Origin of the sequence: Endozoicomonas sp., from assembly GCF_031844845.1 — a bacterium.
Taxonomy (GTDB): Bacteria; Pseudomonadota; Gammaproteobacteria; order Pseudomonadales; family Endozoicomonadaceae; genus Endozoicomonas.
On record NZ_JAVRMB020000149.1, the window covers coordinates 24,222 to 41,897 of the forward strand.

A 17,676-nucleotide genomic window follows, 5' to 3' on the forward strand; every position below is an offset into this window, starting at 1 on the left:
TTTTCTACTTAAATGGCGCCAATCTCTGTGATACAGTCATGCTAATAACCTTGAAAGCCGGTTGGGTGGAGACTTACATTCCTGCTTTTATGAATCTGTCATTGTAAGGGAAGATTATTGTGTTCGAACTGGTGAAATCTGGCGGTTGGCTGATGATGCCTATTCTATTGTCTTCGGTCATTGCCATGGCGATCATCTTCGAGCGGCTCTGGACGTTGCGGCCCTCGCGTATTGCGCCAAAGAATACTCTTTCACAAGTCTGGAAGTGGATCAAAAGCAATGGTCTGGACAGTAGAAAACTGGAGCAGCTGAAAGGCGGCTCGCCACTGGGTGAGATTCTGGCTGCTGGTTTGAGTAATGCCCGCAATGGTCGGGAAATCATGAAAGAGAGTATTGAGGAACAGGCAGGGAAGGTGATTCACGACCTTGAGCGTTACCTCAATACGCTGGGGACAGTAGCAGCCATTACTCCATTGCTGGGTCTTCTGGGAACCGTGATCGGCATGATCGACGTGTTTACCGTACTTATGGTTGAGGGAACCGGTAATGCCGGTGTTCTGGCCGGCGGTATTTCCAAGGCACTGATCACCACGGCTGCCGGCCTGACGGTTGCCATTCCCGCATTGATTTTCCATCGCTACTTTACCCGCAGGATTGATGAGCTTGTGGTGGCTATGGAGCAGGATGCGATTAAACTGGTTGAAGTTTTGCAGGGTGATCGTAAGGGCTCATCGGCTCTGGGCAGTGAGGTCAGGAAGTAATGAATTTCCGACGACAGAGAAGTCAGGAGGAGGTGTCTGTGAACATGACACCTTTGATCGATGTGGTGTTCCTGCTGTTGATTTTCTTTATGGTCTCAACCACCTTTACCAAGGAAACTCATCTGGCCATTGATTTACCGGAATCTTCCGGAGAAATCCTGCAGCAACAGCCAAAGCAAATTGAGATTACTATCAGTAAATCCGGCGATTTTGCCATTGATGGGCAGGGGCTGGTTAATAGGCAGCTGGATACCATTAAGCGGGCTCTTGGCAAAGTAAGCCAGGGCGACAGCAAACTGCCTCTGATTATTACTGCAGATGCCAAAACGCCTTATCAGTCGGTGGTAACCGCTATGGATGCTGCCGGTCAGTTGGGCTTCGTTAACCTGAGCATGACCACCCGTAAAGATACCGAGACCGATCAGTGAGTCTGTGGCAGTGCTTTAGCCAGTCAGTCACTGACTCCTGGTATAACTCTTCAGGCGGCTGGACTCTTATTCTCAAGCCGCTCAGCTCATTATTTACCTTTCTGGCAGAAAGAAGAAAGCAGCGGTATTTACGTTTGTCCCGGTGGTCACCGCCTGTGCCTGTCATTGTGGTGGGAAATATCTCTGTGGGGGGGACCGGTAAGACTCCCCTGGTTGCAGCCCTGGTGCAGGAACTTCAGGAAAGAGGTTACAGGCCGGGTATTGTCAGTCGTGGTTTTGGTGCTGAATCCGGGGATTATCCTATGCTGGTCACTTCGGGCAGCGATCCGGCTGAAGCAGGGGATGAGCCGGTTATGCTCGCCCGGCAGTTGGATGTGCCATTGGTCGTGGATGTTGATCGGGTAAAAGCAGCCCAATATCTCTGTAGTCAGACAGATTGTAATCTGATCATCGCAGATGATGGCTTGCAGCACTATAATCTGCAACGGCACATTGAGCTATTGGTACTGGATGGTGAAAGGTTGTTGGGGAACCGGCTGTGTCTGCCTGCTGGCCCTCTGCGTGAGCCACCGGAAAGAATGAACTCGGTGGATATGATACTGGTCAATACCAATAGTACTCCAGTGTCTATGAAAGTAGACGAAGTGGAAAGTGCTCTCGGGCGAAATCTGCCGGGGCGAGATAATCCGCCGGGGCGAGATAAAGAGCTGTACTATTTTTCCCTTGAACCTTCGATGCCTGTAAGAGTGACTGGTGTTTCTCAGCCGGCTCCGGGATCAGGTCAGGTTCATGGTGTGGCCGGTATTGGTAACCCGACACGTTTTTTTAATACACTTCGCTCACTGGGATTTGATGTGATTGTGCATCCTTTTCCTGACCACCATGCTTTCACACCGGAAGACATTACTTTCAATGATGATCTGCCGGTGATTATGACGGCAAAGGATGCCGTCAAATGCAGTGAATTCGCTGACGCGCGTCACTGGTACTTGCCAGTGACTACCCATTTGTCGGACTCATGCATTGAGCAACTGGTGGCAATGATTGAAGCGCGTAAACCAGCCACTTCGAGCTTATAAAGGTTGTTTAGAGAAACATTATGGATAAGACACTGTTTGAAATTCTGGCCTGTCCACTGTGTAAAGGGGAAGTGCGTCTGGAGAAGGATCGTCAGGAGTTGGTTTGCAGACCCTGTGGCCTTGCTTACCCGATACGTGATGGTATTCCTGTAATGCTGGAAGGCGAGGCACGCACCTTAACTGTTGACGAACGTTTAGATGAGGCATCCTGATGACTCAAGGCTTTCAATCGGCTGAAGGCTCTCGCTTTACCGTTGTAATCCCCGCCCGCTTTGCTTCCAGCCGTTTGCCTGGTAAGCCTCTGGCTGATATTGCCGGAAAGCCCATGATACAGCACGTTTATGAGCGTGCCCTGGCCAGTGATGCCCGGCGGGTCATTATTGCCACAGATGATGATCGAATCATGAAGGTGGCAGAGGGCTTTGGGGCCGAAGTGTGCATGACTCTGCCGGATCATCCTTCCGGAACCGACCGGTTACAGGAAGTCGCCAGAATCTATGGCATGAAAGATGATGAGATCATTGTCAACGTTCAGGGAGATGAACCGTTGATACCGCCTTCGGTCATCAACCAGGTGGCGAAGAACCTTAATGCATCGCCAGAAGCCGGTGCGGCCACATTATCTAGCCCATTATTACAGGCTGAGCAGGTTTTCGACCCGAATGTGGTCAAAGTCGTGACGGATGCCAGGGGTTATGCGCTCTATTTCAGTCGCGCACCTATTCCCTGGGCGCGGGATGATTTTGCCGCGGGTGAACAAAAAATACCTGCTGAAGCGTGCTTCCAGAGACATATTGGTATCTACGCCTATCGTGTAGAACTTTTGAATCACTTTGTGACCTGGGGAGTCAGCCCCATTGAAAAAATGGAATCTCTTGAACAGTTACGCCTGATGTGGAACGGCTATCGCATTCATGTAGCTGAAGCGGTTGAAACTCCACCCCATGGGGTTGATACGGAGCAGGATCTGGCAGCGGTTCGCCTGCTATTGGAAACAGGGAGCCTGGCAACAGGGAATAGTGAACCTATTGAGAAAGCGGTGAGGGTATAAGTAACCATGGTTAAGGTACTGTTTGTCTGTCTGGGTAATATCTGTCGGTCGCCCACAGCTCATGGTGTTTTTGCTCACCAGGTGGCTGAGTCAGGGCTTTCGGATCGGATCAGGATTGATTCTGCAGGGACCAGTGGTTGGCATAAGGGTGGTGTGCCGGATAGCCGGTCCATGGCTTATGCTGCGGATCATGGTTATGACCTCTCGTTTATTCGTTCCCGGCAAGTATCCTCCAGTGACTTCGTCGAGCAGGATCATATCCTGGCCATGGATAAAGCAAACCTTAAGAATCTCAGAAAAGTCTGCCCACCGGAATATGCCCACAAAGTTCGGTTGTTTCTTGATTATGCTGACTTGCCTGTATCAGAAGTGCCAGACCCATATTATGGAGGCGATGACGGTTTCACCCGGGTTCTTAACCTTGTGGAGCTGGGTGGGCTTGCGTTGCTGGATCATTTAAAGAAGACCATTTAGCGAGTCGGCTTGAAAGGCTTCGGCCACTGTGGCTATCGAATGGTTAAACTTCCCAAATATTGTCGTATTAATTATTACATGAACTCCCCTCTGAAAATTCACGAAAATTACTCCCTTAAACACCAGAACACGCTGGGTTTATTAGCTTCTGCCAGATATTACGTCGAAACTCATACTGTGGCCGAATTACTGGAAGCACTGGCTTTTGCCAGGGATAAGAAACTGCCTGTTATCCCCCTTGGTAGCGGAAGTAATGTGGTATTGGGAGAGTTTCTCAATGCCCTGGTTATCCATATAAATCTTGAAGGGCGGTCGGTTTTGCAGCGTGACCAGAATCGCGTTGTGGTCAGGGCCGGGGCCGGAGAAAACTGGCATGAGTTGGTGCTATGGGCATTGACCCATGAAGCCTTTGGTCTGGAAAATCTTTCTCTGATACCGGGGACTGTGGGTGCCGCACCTATCCAGAATATAGGGGCCTACGGTGTTGAGCTGAAGGATTATTTTGTTTCCCTGGAGGCTGTGAATGTTGAGTCCGGAGAGATTGAGTGTTTCGACCGGCAGGCATGCGGTTTTGGCTATCGGGATTCCGTATTCAAGGGTGAAAAGCTTGATCAGTACATTATTACTTCTGTAATTTTGGAGCTTGATGCAGTATTAAAGCCCCGTCTTGGTTACGGTCAGCTGGGAGAACTTGTTGTAAAACGGCTGGGCAATGATGTCCCATCGGCTTTTGATATCAGTCAGGCGGTTTGTGATATCCGTCGGGAAAAACTGCCGGATCCAGCGGTGATTGGTAATGCCGGTAGTTTTTTTAAAAATCCCGAGATTTTGCCGGAAGAGATGGATAACCTGAAAAAACTGTATCCGAATATTGTCGCCTATCCCGTGGGGCAAAAATGGAAGTTGGCTGCCGGCTGGTTAATAGATCAGACAGGTTTGAAGGGAAAGCGGGAAGGGGCTGTTGGAACTTACCAGAATCAGGCGTTAGTGCTTGTCAATCACGGCGGTGCAACTGGTCAGGATGTGCTCTCTTTTTCCAGTATGATTCAACAGAAAGTTAACGAGAAGTTTGGCGTGCTGCTGGAGCGGGAACCCCGGTTTTACAATGCTTGAGATCTGGTAATTGTTATTCATGCCTTGCGTACATTCCTTTCTGATCTCCATATTTGATCTATATTGAAAAGCTTCGGACGATGACCCTGAGGTTCTTTCTGAGTGCGAGCTTATGGGAATTTGTTACCAGGAAATACTCGGACTGGCTGTTGAGAGTAGCTGTGACTCTTAGGGTAGACATTAAGAAATTCTTCCTGATGGTACAGTTGCCCCATCTTTCTTTTAGCATCTGCTGAGGGGCGCTGGCGGTTGGCTGATACGTGTTGCGGGTCTTGAGCTGGAACCACAAAGGACACAAAGAGCACGAAGAAGAGCTTTTCTTTTCCTTTGTGCTCTTTGTGTCCTTTGTGGTTCAAACAGAAGCCAGTACCCCCCCTGAAATTAATGGCTAGATGCTTAATGTCTACCGTAAGAACTGTGACTTACCTATGACCAATGCTGCTGACAATAGGGGCAGACATCCCGGTCTTGCTGTCGTTATTAACCAGGGGACTCAAAATAAACGCCGGGCAGTGAAGCAGGATTGCAGTTCCAACCCCACGTTGAGTGGCAAGCAGGTGGCCGTGGCAGCTGCTACCGATAGAACAGGCACTTTTGATCGTATCAATCCAGAAAAACTGGAGAGCGCCTACTGGGATAAAATAACCATTAATGAACGAACCATCAGTGCTTTGGATGTATTTGATCGGTATCAATCCGATTACTCTTCACTGAGATCCGGATACTTCCTTAAAAAGCTTTGGCAGAAAAGTATCCCCCTTGGGTCAACAGAAATATCCCCCAACATGATAATTGACGAATATAACAGGGTACCTGATAAGTACAATAAATGTCAGTTCGCCATCGCCCGGTTTCAGCAGCACTGTTTTTTCTCTTGCGTGCCGTTGAGCAGCAGTGCTGGCAATCCGATTACAGGAGAGGATGTTCTTGGCAGCTTCCCGTCCAGTCAAGATTGCAAGCTGGGCAGGGCACGCTTTATGGAGAAATGTCTGGTGAAGGGCTGGTCATTGGAAAGGAAGAAAGGCCATCTGATCACAAGGCAGGATGTGTTTGACGCTTATGAGGAAAGTGGTGCTCAACTGGAGTCAGCACGCTGGATTGCGGATTGTTTTGTGTGGAGCCAGCCATTGAAAGACAGGGATGGCGATTTGATCACAGGGGAGGATGTGCTTAAAGCGTATCAGGAAATCAAGGCGCAGCTTGAGCTGGCGCGCTTCAGGGCGGCATGCTTTGAGAAGAGGCTGCTGTTGAAAAAAAGGGATGGCACTCAGATCATGAACACAGGGGCGGATGTTCTTGATAGCTTCCCGAAAACTCAGAAAGGGAAGCTGGGCGAGGCGCGCTTCATGGGGGCGTGTTTTGTGGAGGGACGACCACTGAACAAAAAGAATAGCAATTTGATCACAGGGGAGGATGTGCTTAAAGCTTATCAGGAAATCAAGGCGCAGCTGGAGTCATCGCGCTTCATGGAGAAATGTTTTGTGGAGGGTCTGCCATTGAAAGGCAGGGATGGCCATCCGATCACTGGGAAGGAGGTTCTTGACAGCTTCCCGGCAAGTCGGGAAGGCAGGCTGAGCAGGGCGCGCTTTATGGGGGGATGTTTTGAGAAGGGCTTGCGATTGGAATACAGGAATGGCAAGCGGATAACGATCACTGGTGAGGATGTGTTTGGCGCTTTTGAGGAGATCAATGCAAGGCTGGAGTCAGCGCACCTCATGGAGATATGTTTTCGGAAGGGGTGGTCGCTGCGATTGAAAGACAGGGATAACAAGCCTGTCGCGCTCACTGGTGAGGGTGTGCTTGAAGCCTATCAGGAAATCAACGCAGTGCTGGATTCAGCCTGCTTCATGGAAATATGTTTTCAGGAAGGGTTGTCACTGCGATTACAAGACAAGGACGGCAAGCCGGTCAAACTCACCGGTGAGGTTGTGCTTGAAGCTTATCGGGCAATCAATGCAGAGCAGGAGTCAGCGCACTTCATGGTGAACTGTTTTGTGAAGGGCCAGCCATTGAACGGCAGGGATGGCCATCCGATCACTGGGAAGTATATTCTTGACAACTGTCCGGCAAGTCGGCAAGGCAGGCTGGTCAGGGCGCGCTTTATGGGTGAATGTTTTGTGCGGGACCTGCCATTGAAAGACGAGGATGGCGAGGCGATCACGATCATTGTTGAGGATGTGCTCGGGGCTTATGAGGAAATCAGTGCAAAGCTGGAGTTAATTCGTTTCAAAGAGGCATGTTGCCTGAGAGGCATAAGGCTGCCAAACAAGGATGGTCAATACTCTCAGGTTATGGCTGAGGATATCATTAAAGCCTATAAACAGGGTCACTGGCTGCTGGAAGCTGCTATTTTTATGAGCCAGTTGGCGTTATGGGGCATCCCCCTGGATGGCCATCATCTGGTTGACAAACAAATTATGGATGCTTTTGCAGGGCTGCCGGGAAATCACACCAGTCGACAGGTTGATTACTTGATTCGCCGGCTGAATACGCTCCCGGAGATTGACGAAACCGGCAGCTATCTGACGGTCTTTCAACAGGCCTGGCAGCTTTTGCTGGACCACCCTCAGCCCGGTGAGCAGGTACGCTGTCAGCAATGGATGTTGCGGTTTATAGCAATGCGACAGGGGCTGACTGTGGATGGCCAGTTATGCCTTCCTGACCAGGTACTGGAACATCTTGACAACCTGAGGACATCTTTCCGCAAAACCCGACTGAAATTCTACTTTCTGGTAGACATTTATTTCACAGGTCGCCATCTCAAGGGATTACCGGTTAACAAAAAAAGCTTATCCACCTGCCTTGAGGAACTGCCAAAAGGGAGTAGACGGCGTGTTGCATTGGAGCTCTGGCTTGAACGACAGTGCCTCAGTCAGTCGCAACCGGATGTGTTGGCCAGGCTGATCGGTTCATCGCACCGCAGGTTGCGCGGACGGGAGCCAGCCGGGGGCAGGGGTGACTGTCCATCTCCGGCAAACCCGACTCCCCGGGGGGGGCATCCTGAGATCAGACAATCCGGTGGCCGGGTCCCCGGAGATCATGCAGTAACAGATAATGCTACTTATGGCATGAAGCCATTATTATCTACCAGTGAGGCTGCCGGAACAGTGCGAACCGGTGAATTGGTCATCAATGACCTGATAAAGCGTGCGTTGCACATTATTCAGGAGGTTAATGCTACTGGTTCCTGTCCCGCCATCCTGGTCACCGGCTCATTCTCCCGTTGCTTACAGGGACTTTGCACTTCGTTCAATGATATTGACCTTATCGTTAAACAGGAGGCCGTCAATGCCTTGAATCAACAACTGCGGTGCCAGCTGAGCAGCGTCGATATTGGACAGGATTATTCACTCTCCGTGCAGGTCAATACATATCCCATGCCGGGATGCAGGGAAATCGCGTTACCCTGGTGCGTAAATACCGTTTTGGGTGAAGGTGATTTTAACCAAAATAAAACCATTCTTCAGGCCAGTATCCAGAGCGAGTTACCAGCGGATACAGTCTCAATCTCTGTGCCAGGAGTAGAGCACCCGGTAATCTGTCTGTCATTTTATGCAGAAATGCAATTGATGGTTAATGCATTGACGCATCTGACCGATAAGCTGGAACCTTTGACAGGGGAGATACAACGTGGGGCCTGGTTGTATATCCCCCGCGCTGTGGTTTTCTACCGCCAAAACACTGCTGAACAGCGGGTACATGCCCTGTTGATGCGCTGTCTGCTAACACTGGATAAGGCTGAAAAACTGGTGAGTATACCGGAGCCGGGGGAAACCGGCGGTGATACTCAAGGGGTTGCACTCAGGCTGTCCATCAGGCGGTCAATCAATAGCCTTCAGGAAAAACTGCGCGACCATTCACATCGTGATAGCTTTCGTCAGTCACTGTGTGACTGGCTATCGCAAGCAGAATCCGCAGAAGTCCATGATAGGAAAAAGAATGAATTTGTCAGGAAACTATATGACCGCATGGGTGAAATAGCAGCGTTGGGTATAAATGAGGATATAAAGGGCATAGAGTCAAAAGTGCTGACTCACGTACAAAGCATGATCAATGAAGTCAATGCAACTGCCCAGGAATGGGCTGTCATTCTTGTTTCAGGTTCATATGCCCGTGGCTGGCAGATGTTTCACCGAAGTATTGACTTTAAAGAGATTGAATTGACCGCAACCTCAGGAGGAATAAAACAGTTGAGGCAGCGGTTAATGGAAACCATTGGCGACAATAATACAATACCGTTGTCCGTTATCTGTGCCAGTGAAACTATTCACGGATATGATCCGTTGTATGTGCCGGATCAGGAATGCATCGAAATCAGGACGGTAGGCAATCGTCATCTCCTGACCGTACGGGCAAATATATGGCAAGAAATACCTGTATATAAATCAGAGTGCCGTAGAGTCCATCCGGCAGACCGCAGTGAAGCATTTTGCGATCTGGTATCATTCTATGGCGAGGCTGTACTCTGGCTGACCACTGCGGATGCCTATTTGAACTATACGGCAGCCCACCAGTCCGGTCAGGGGCAGGGGCAGGGGCTGGACGATATGCCGGAGTCTCTGGTATGCAAATGGCCGTTTGCCTTGCGCCGGCCAGTTTTTGCGCTTTTAATTCAAGGCGTCTCCACGCTGATGCGGGGAGAGGCATTGGGGGGACAGATACAAGGTTACTTCGGATATACAAAAGGCGAATTATCAGAAAATTCAATATTGCAATCTGAAATATCTGATCGTATTGAAAAAATGAAAGCGAGTATCGGAAAGGCTGTTGCGTTGAGTAATCTGATCCATGCGTTGGACTGCTGGCTTCTTCAAAGCCTGTCTGAATCTGGCTGTACAGGAAATTATGATATGGCTAAAAGCCTTAAAGATAAGATGGTAACCCTCAGGGACGGTTATGGTCAAAATCCGGTTAGAGATGTTTCCCTGGTGGGTTAAGTGTTTTGCAACAGTCAGGGAAGACACTTCGGCAGTGGCAGGACTCCCCTGGAAGTTTCAGTTTTATAAAACCCAAAAAGGGGTGGAAGAAATCCACCCCTTTTCAGATCAGCAGTTAGCCTTAAAGATTGCTTTCCTCAGTGCGAACTGGCTGGGCTTCCTGCGTTTCCCTGGCTTCAGGCTCTACAGAGACTTCAACCGGTTGAGTCAGACGCTTGGCTCTTGGATCATTATGCGCCCTGCTGCGACGGAGGAGGGATTGATCAAGTGTGGCGTCAGCAGTGGTTACTGCTTCTGTCTCATTGTTAGTATGAGCAGTTGCAGTGCTTGCATCCCGGCTCAATGAAGGCTGGTATTCAGTAGCTTTTTCCTTAGCCCGGGTGTCAGTCTGTTCTTTACTGACAGGTTGGGTTACTGCCTTAATCTCGCCTTCACCCGTACCGCGGTTAGAAGTTTGCACTTCAGGCTTAGCTTCTGTTTTCGTTTCTTCAGACTGGTTCAGAGCCTGTTTCAACATTTCTTCCGCTTCATTGGCTGTGACAGTGCTCTTGTTCCCGGATGCTTCAGCTTCCGTTGTCGCTGGCTTCTCAAAAGCCTGAGGCATAGGCGTAAATGCCGGCTTATCATGGTTGTGAGAGGCTGCTACGGCTTTGGCCATTTCAGTCATCTGAGGGCGAGATGCCTTTACAACAGGTTCTGCCACCGTACTTTCATCGGTGTTGCCAGTACTGGTGGACTCGCTGGTCTCCTTTGCTGTAACAGGCGCTTCAGTTTCAGGTTGCTGAGAGCCTTCCACTTCATTGCCTGCTGCAGAAGTTTCATCTGAAGTCTTCTCTTCGGCTTCTTTAGATGCAGAGGCTGCTTGCTGCTCTTTTCTGAGTAAGCGAGGGTCATTCTTCACTCTTCTGGAGCGACGAAGCCTTGCTGCTTCTTCAGAAGTCGGAGTTTCCCCGGCAATGACTTCTTGAGCTGGCTTTGCAACTTCCTCTGCTTTGTCTTCTGTAACAGCGCGTGCTTCGACAGTATCCTGCTTTGGCGTGGACTCTGAAGTCCTTGTGTCAGAGGCAGGCTTGATGTTCTGAAGCTCAGGCTTTTCAGTAACAGGCTCTTTTTGGTCTGCAATAATTTCCTGGGAAGCCGGTGTGCTTACTGCGCTTTTGGCATTCTCAGGAAGTAGCGGTTGCAGTTGTGGCTCGTTCTGTTGCTGTCGCTGTGACTGACGGTTATTACGGCGGCGTGGCGCTGAACTTGGGCGACGACGACGGTCACTGGCAGAGTCCTGCTCGGAATCCTGCTCCTGACGATGCTCCTGCTTGTATTCCTGCGGCTCAGAGCTGTCCAGCTTTTCACGGGGACGACGCTCCTGCGTGTATTGCTGCTCAGAGCTGTCCAGCTTTTCACGAGGGCGACGCTCCTGCGTGTATTCCTGCGGCTCAGGGCTGTCCAGCTTTTCACGAGGGCGACGCTCCTGCTTCTCAAAGCGATTTTCCTGCTTATTGAAACGGTTGTCAGAGCGTTCCGGCTGGCTTTTTTTCCGGTCTTTCTGAGGGCGGTTATCCTTATCCTGTCTGTCCCGACGCTGTGAATCAGTCCGTGGCTTTTTTCTGCCCTGTTCTGGCTGGTTCTCACGACGAGTCGATGGACGCTGCTGGATAGGCTTGTCCTTGCTGGCAGGTTTCTCTTCTTCGTTTTCAGGGTTGAAGAGACTGCCAATGGACTTAAACAGACTGCCAATAAATCCAGACTTTGCTTCAGCAGCGGATTTGATGGCTGGAGCAGGTTGAGCAGGTGCTACATTTTGCACTGCTGCCTGTGGTCTGGGTTGTGGTTTGGCCGGTTTAACCTGATCTTCTGAAGCGGCTTCTTCACCTTCCAGAATGATTTCATAACTGCTTTCATGATCCTGCTGGTTGTCATCACGGAGACGTTGTACGTCGTAGTGAGGTGTTTCCAGGTTGGCGTTTGGAATCACGATAATACGAGCATCATGGCGCTTCTCGATCTTGGCGATCATTTTGCGCTTTTCATTCAGCAGGAATGCCGCTACCGGGACAGGAACCTGGGCTCGAATCTCGGACGTTTTATCCTTCATTGCCTCTTCTTCCATCAGGCGCAGAATGGACAGTGCCAGTGATTCAATATCACGGATGGTGCCCTGACCGGAGCATCGGGGGCAAACCACACCGCTGGTTTCTCCCAGGGATGGACGCAGGCGCTGACGGGACATTTCCAGCAGTCCGAAGCGGGAGATCCGGCTGGTCTGAATCCGGGCGCGATCTACGGACAGAGCCTGGCGAATACGGTTTTCAACGTCTCGCTGGTTTTTGTTGCTGCTCATATCGATAAAATCGATAACAATCAGTCCACCGATATCGCGCAGGCGAAGCTGGCGTGCAATTTCATCAGCTGCTTCGAGGTTGGTGGTGCAGGCAGTCTCTTCGATATCGCCGCCACGGGTAGCCCGGGCAGAGTTGATATCGATGGATACCAGTGCTTCAGTAGGATCGATAACAATAGAGCCGCCAGAGGGCAGTTTTACTTCACGCTGGAATGCGGTTTCAATCTGACCATCAATCTGGAATCGGTTGAACAGGGGGACGCTGTCTTTGTAGAGTTTGAGTTTGTTCTGGTACTGAGGCATTACCTGCTTAACAAACGCCAGCGCTTCCTCATAAACAGAGGTTTTATCAATCAGTACTTCACTGATATCCTGACGCAGGTAGTCACGGATGGCTCGAATAACGACATTGCTTTCCTGGTAGATCAGGAAAGGGGCCGGTTTTTTACCGGCGGCATCCTTGATGGAGTGCCAGAGCTGTAGAAGGTAGTCCAGATCCCACTGGAGATCTTCTGCGGATCGACCAAGGCCTGCAGTACGGACGATAACGCCCATCTCGGCTGGAATCTCCAGTTTGCTCATGGCTTCACGAAGTTCGGCGCGCTCATCCCCTTCAATGCGACGGGAAATACCGCCGGCACGAGGGTTGTTTGGCATCAGGACCAGGTAACGACCGGCCAGACTGACCAGAGTTGTCAGCGCGGCACCCTTGTTGCCTCGCTCTTCTTTATCAACCTGAACAATAACTTCAGTGCCTTCCTTGATAACATCCCTGATATTCGGGCGGCCACCGGAGTGACCCACGAAATATTCCCGGGATATTTCCTTCAGAGGAAGGAAACCGTGTCTGTCGGCACCAAAGTCGACAAAAGCGGCCTCGAGACTAGGCTCGACGCGGGTTATTTTTGCTTTATAGATGTTGGCTTTTTTCTGTTCACGGGCTCCGGATTCAATATCCAGATCGAACAGGCGCTGTCCATCGACGAGTGCAACCCTCAGCTCTTCTTGCTGGGTTGCGTTGATCAACATTCTCTTCATAGAGTACCAATTTGCTTATGGCTACCCTAATCAGTCGCTTATAACGAAAAGCTGTTCATGACATTCGGTCAATCCAGTGCATCCAAAGATTAAGAGGGGAATCCATATTATTTCTGGGATAACCCGAACTTTACCACTGGGCATATAGCTGTGGCTGGTTGTGCAACTGGCTTGCTTCAGTTTCAGTACAAACTCTTCGGTGCTACCCGATTGTAAACAGCCGGCTGTCATGGAAACACGAACCGCCGGTTATAACCTGCTATCAGTCTTACAGCCTGACTTATTTCAGGTTGAGGCTGTAACGATATAGCAATATGCATCCATTTTATTGCCGGATGCAAAGGGGAGATGCGATAGTCGGGCGCTTCTGGCTGGCTATGGATACGTTGTCAGGTATCCCCAAACCTTTCACTAGCATATAACCCGTTCGCTTTTCCTCATCCCTGGTATCGGGAGCGCAACCACTGATTACGGGTGGCTCTGTTTGTCTATCACGGCTTATGCCGTGGTCTTTCATCATTTAATCGTGGCAGGGTCTTTCTACCCAAAGGGCAGAAACTGGCCCTGTTGTCACGATATGTGCCTGAGCATGTATATTCCTGAAGCCACCTGATCCGAATGTTTCTCTCGGGTAAAAAGCGTGTCTTCAGTTTATTTTTCGGACCTGTTCAGCAGAATTTGAATGAAAACTTCCGCATCGGGTCTTGCTCAGACTTCGTAAATCGAACTGCCCCTTCGGATAGATACAGGGCAGTGCCGCAACTATATCAGTAATCTGTAAGTGCTTCAAATGGCTCAAAGCTGATAAGATTACCTGAGCGTGAATAGTGATAAGCCGATAAAGTCTATTTATCTCAAGTAGTTAGTATGACGATTTTCGGTGATGGTTTTGTATAAACAGATATGTGGTCAGGCGATTGAAGCAAACGCGTAGTATTAAAGGGGAATTTCGTTCCTCAAACAGGAAGGGGCGCTCGGAGTCCGGGCGTGTGAAACCTTTGGCTGCTGAGCATTCAGCCGTTAGGGAGCCCTCAGCTAATAGAAAGCCCTCAGCTAATAGAAAGCCCTCAGTTAACAGAAAGCCTTCTGTCGGGAGGGGATCTTCTATACCCAGAGAATTGTCAGTTGAAAAAGAGCTTTCCTCGCGGGAAGGGGAGCAGACTGCGAAGGTTTACTTTGTCAATATAGATGAAGATACAGCTGGCCAGCGAATCGATAACTATCTGATGAGAATTCTGAAAGGTGTTCCCAAAACAAGGGTTTATCGTATTGTTCGAAAAGGCGAGGTTCGTGTCAACAAAAAGCGGGTAGGGGCTGACTATCGACTGCAGTCAGGCGATGTTGTCCGAATCCCTCCTGTCAGAGTCGCAGAGGCTAGCGCACCGGTACGACCTGCTGACAAGGTTATTGCACAGCTGGAAAAATCGGTGCTTTATGAAGATGATCAGTTGTTGATTATCAATAAACCATCCGGATTGGCAGTTCATGGAGGTAGCGGTCTCTCCTATGGTGTGATTGAAGCTCTGCGTCAGTTGCGGCCGGAAAATCGCACGTTGGAACTGGTGCATCGGCTGGATCGGGATACATCCGGTTGTCTGGTGATTGCCAAGCGGCGAAGTATGCTGCGCCACATTCATAACCTGTTGCAGCAGAAAGGGAAAGTTGAAAAGCTGTATCATGCACTGGTGGTGGGTAAGTGGGCTGCCAGAAAGCAGTTGGTCAATGCGCCTTTATTAAAGAATGTTTTGCAATCTGGTGAGCGGATGGTCAGGGTTCATATAGATGGCAAAAAGTGCCGAACGGCTTTTCGGGTGATGGAGCGTTTTCCGAATATGACTCTGGTTGAGGCTTATCCGATCACCGGGCGAACCCATCAGATTCGCGTTCACTGTCTGCACGCGGGACATGCCATCGCGGGAGACGAAAAGTACGGTATGGATGAAGATAACCAGTCGCAAAGGCAGTTTGGTTTGAAGCGTCTGTTTCTTCATGCGGCCAGTATCCAGTTTGAATTGCCTGATGGGCGCCTGCTGAAAGTTGAGGCGCCTCTGCCGGATGAGTTAGCGGGCGTCCTGTCTGTTTTGAGGGGGAAGTGAGGTCAGGGATGTCAGTTCAGGTAACGGATAAATACTCACATTGATTCGGATTTATAGGGGTGGTTATGGACGATAAGTGGCGAGAGTCTTCGTCAGAAGCGGCTTCCGAAGGGGAAGGGCGCATGGAAAGTGACCGGGCCTGGGGCCTGGTTGAGTCTCTGGCTAAAGGGGCTTTGCTGGAGCAGCGTCGCTCAAGACGATGGAGTAACTTTTTCAAACTGTTGACGTTTGGCTGGCTGTTCTTCTCTGTTGCTGTGATATACAACGCCACCAGTATCAGTGATGTTGCTGTGAGTGCTGACGGTTCGGGGTCGCATACTGCGCTTGTTGACCTCGATGGTCAGATTGGTGGTGGCGATGTTGATGCTGATACGGTGGTCACCGGTTTGCGGTCCGCTTTTGAAGATCCGGGTACCAAAGCGGTTATTCTGAGAATTAACAGCCCAGGTGGCAGTCCGGTTCAATCCGGCTATATCTATGATGAAATTCTCCGTCTGCGTGATACCCATAAGGAAATACCTCTTTATGCGGTAATTATGGATATTGGGGCTTCCGGTGGTTATTACATTGCAGCGGCAGCGGATGAAATATACGCGGACAAAGCCAGTCTGGTGGGTTCCATTGGCGTTATTTCTTCAGGATTTGGTTTTGTCGGGGCGATGGATAAGCTGGGTGTTAGCCGTCGAACGTACACCTCCGGTGAAAATAAGGCGTTCCTTGATCCTTTTCAGAATGTTGATAAAGATGCAGCAGTCCTGTGGCAGCAATCTCTGGATACTATTCATCGGCAGTTTATTGATGCGGTGAAAGCAGGGCGGGGTGATCGTCTGGTTGATGATGCTGATATTTTCTCAGGCATGGTCTGGTCTGGTGAACAGGCTAAAAAGCTTGGGCTTATTGATGGATTGGGTAGTGCCGGTTATGTAGCCCGGGAGGTGGTTGGTGAGGAAGAGATTGTTGATTACACCTCCCGCCTGTCACCGCTGGAGAAGTTTGCCAGAGACTTTGGTGTTGGGGTGAGTGCCACTCTGGTAGAGGCCCTTGGTGGTGGTTTTCAGCTGATGTAATTTCTTTAAGAGGCCTCCTTTGTGTGGTCTCTTTTTCTTTACCTTCCCAGCGGATAGACGCCTTCATTGATTAGCATGGTTGTCAGGGTGATCAGTGGTAACCCAATCAGGCTGTCAGGGTCGTCTCCTGCCATTTTCTCAAACAGGGTTATGCCCAGTCCTTCGCATTTGAAGCTTCCTGCACAATCCAATGGCTTCTCTACATCTATATAGGTAGTAATTTGTGTGCTGGAAAGTGGACGAAACCAGACGGAATAATCAACACATTCCAGTTGTTGCCGGCCTGTGGTTGTGTTCAGCAGGCAGATTCCTGTATGGAAAGTGACCTGTTTGCTGCTGCAGCGGGTGAGTTGCTCGATGGCCTTATCCCGATTGCCTGGCTTACCAAGAATCATGTTGCCCAGTGAGGCGCACTGGTCTGAAGCGATAATGAGTGTGTCCGGGTATTGGCTGGCCAATGCCCGGGATTTTTCCAGAGAAAGCCTGAGAGAGAGCTCTTGTGCGCGCTCACCCGGTTGAGGGGTTTCATCAATATTGGGAGAGGCCTGCTGGAATTTCAGGTTGAGTCGTTTGAGTAGTTGTTTTCTGTAAGGTGAGCTTGAAGCTAGAAGAATATTCATGGTCTGGGATTTATGACTTGGGTTTATGAGAAGTAACCTGATGATACGGATGGTCGGGCATAGTATGCATGGCCTCGAATTTTTGTGGAATGACCTTGCGTATTCATGGCTGAGGATTGTGAAAAATACGGAGCTGAGGCCAGTTACTCGTGAAATAGATTGAGAATCTGATAAATCTGACAGAAAAGGATGTTTGACAGAAAAGGGGCATCGCCCTATGATTGCGCGCTTATGTTATCAGGCCAATTACCAAAAACCGTTGATCCGCGAAAACTCGCGCGTCGAGGGTTACAGTTCGAAGGTTCGCTGGCGCTTAAGCAGTTTGAACGACTGGTTGCCAGTCTCACTGACGATCAGGGTGAAGTGAAGGTTTCCCTTCATTTCAGTATGAGTGAAGACCATCGTGTGGTTGTTCAGGGGTATGTTGAAGCAAATCTGAAAATGATTTGTCAGCGCTGCCTTGATGTTGCAGAACTTACCGTGCGTTCAGAGCTCAACCTGATGGGTGTGTTGACCGATGAGCAGGCTCAATCCCTGCCAGAGGGTTATGAACCCCTGATGCTCCAGGAGGAGCCGATGGAGTTGATACCCCTGTTGGAGGAAGAGCTTTTATTGAGCCTTCCGATTGTGGCTTATCATCCGATTGAAGCCTGCCAGATTCAGCAAAGCTTTAC

At 49.9% G+C, this 17,676-nt stretch carries 13 protein-coding genes; 11 read left to right on the forward strand and 2 right to left on the reverse strand.

Annotation, left to right across the window (positions count from 1 at the left end; all coding sequences use genetic code 11):
* Positions 1-119: 119 nt before the first annotated feature.
* From RM811_RS07570 to RM811_RS07605, 8 genes are all read left to right on the forward strand, one after another.
* Complete coding sequence (locus RM811_RS07570; protein ID WP_402522504.1) at positions 120-761, forward strand: MotA/TolQ/ExbB proton channel family protein; 642 nt, start codon at positions 120-122, stop codon at positions 759-761.
* Positions 761-1,189 carry an ExbD/TolR family protein gene (locus RM811_RS07575; protein ID WP_402522506.1) on the forward strand — a complete coding sequence of 143 codons (429 nt, stop codon included), beginning with the start codon at positions 761-763 and terminating at the stop codon, positions 1,187-1,189. Before RM811_RS07570 ends, RM811_RS07575 begins: the two co-directional genes overlap by 1 nt.
* A complete protein-coding gene (gene lpxK, locus RM811_RS07580) occupies positions 1,186-2,268 on the forward strand; it encodes a tetraacyldisaccharide 4'-kinase (protein ID WP_402522508.1) in 1,083 nt (360 codons plus the stop codon). Before RM811_RS07575 ends, lpxK begins: the two co-directional genes overlap by 4 nt.
* A 20-nt stretch (positions 2,269-2,288) precedes the next feature.
* Entirely contained in the window at positions 2,289-2,480 is a 192-nt protein-coding gene (locus tag RM811_RS07585; RefSeq protein WP_402522511.1) for a Trm112 family protein, read from the forward strand.
* The gene (gene kdsB, locus RM811_RS07590) at positions 2,480-3,319 is read left to right on the forward strand and encodes a 3-deoxy-manno-octulosonate cytidylyltransferase (protein ID WP_402522513.1); all 840 of its coding nucleotides are present in this window, start codon (positions 2,480-2,482) and stop codon (positions 3,317-3,319) included. Before RM811_RS07585 ends, kdsB begins: the two co-directional genes overlap by 1 nt.
* A 6-nt stretch (positions 3,320-3,325) precedes the next feature.
* The gene (locus tag RM811_RS07595) at positions 3,326-3,793 is read left to right on the forward strand and encodes a low molecular weight protein-tyrosine-phosphatase (RefSeq protein WP_402522515.1); all 468 of its coding nucleotides are present in this window, start codon (positions 3,326-3,328) and stop codon (positions 3,791-3,793) included.
* A gap of 39 nt (positions 3,794-3,832) precedes the next feature.
* Positions 3,833-4,906 carry a UDP-N-acetylmuramate dehydrogenase gene (gene murB, locus RM811_RS07600; protein ID WP_402522517.1) on the forward strand — a complete coding sequence of 358 codons (1,074 nt, stop codon included), beginning with the start codon at positions 3,833-3,835 and terminating at the stop codon, positions 4,904-4,906.
* 392 nt (positions 4,907-5,298) lie between these two features.
* A complete protein-coding gene (locus RM811_RS07605; protein ID WP_402522519.1) occupies positions 5,299-9,843 on the forward strand; it encodes a hypothetical protein in 4,545 nt (1,514 codons plus the stop codon).
* Positions 9,844-9,964: 121 nt separating this feature from the next.
* On the opposite strand, the gene rne is transcribed toward RM811_RS07605, so the two are convergent.
* Positions 9,965-13,219, reverse strand: a complete 3,255-nt coding sequence (rne, locus tag RM811_RS07610) for a ribonuclease E (RefSeq protein WP_402522521.1) — start codon at positions 13,217-13,219, stop codon at positions 9,965-9,967.
* Between the two features lie 1,118 nt (positions 13,220-14,337).
* On the opposite strand from rne, the gene rluC reads away from it, so the two are divergent.
* Positions 14,338-15,315, forward strand: a complete 978-nt coding sequence (rluC, locus tag RM811_RS07615; protein WP_402522522.1) for a 23S rRNA pseudouridine(955/2504/2580) synthase RluC — start codon at positions 14,338-14,340, stop codon at positions 15,313-15,315.
* A 65-nt stretch (positions 15,316-15,380) separates the two neighbouring features.
* Complete coding sequence (locus RM811_RS07620) at positions 15,381-16,382, forward strand: S49 family peptidase (protein WP_402522525.1); 1,002 nt, start codon at positions 15,381-15,383, stop codon at positions 16,380-16,382.
* 38 nt (positions 16,383-16,420) lie between these two features.
* Here the strand turns inward: RM811_RS07620 and RM811_RS07625 are convergent, their stop codons facing one another.
* Complete coding sequence (locus RM811_RS07625) at positions 16,421-17,002, reverse strand: Maf family protein (protein WP_402522527.1); 582 nt, start codon at positions 17,000-17,002, stop codon at positions 16,421-16,423.
* Positions 17,003-17,191: 189 nt separating this feature from the next.
* Between RM811_RS07625 and RM811_RS07630 the strand changes: the two genes are divergently transcribed.
* A partial coding sequence (locus RM811_RS07630) for a YceD family protein (protein ID WP_402522529.1) occupies positions 17,192-17,676 on the forward strand: 485 nt, incomplete at its 3' end.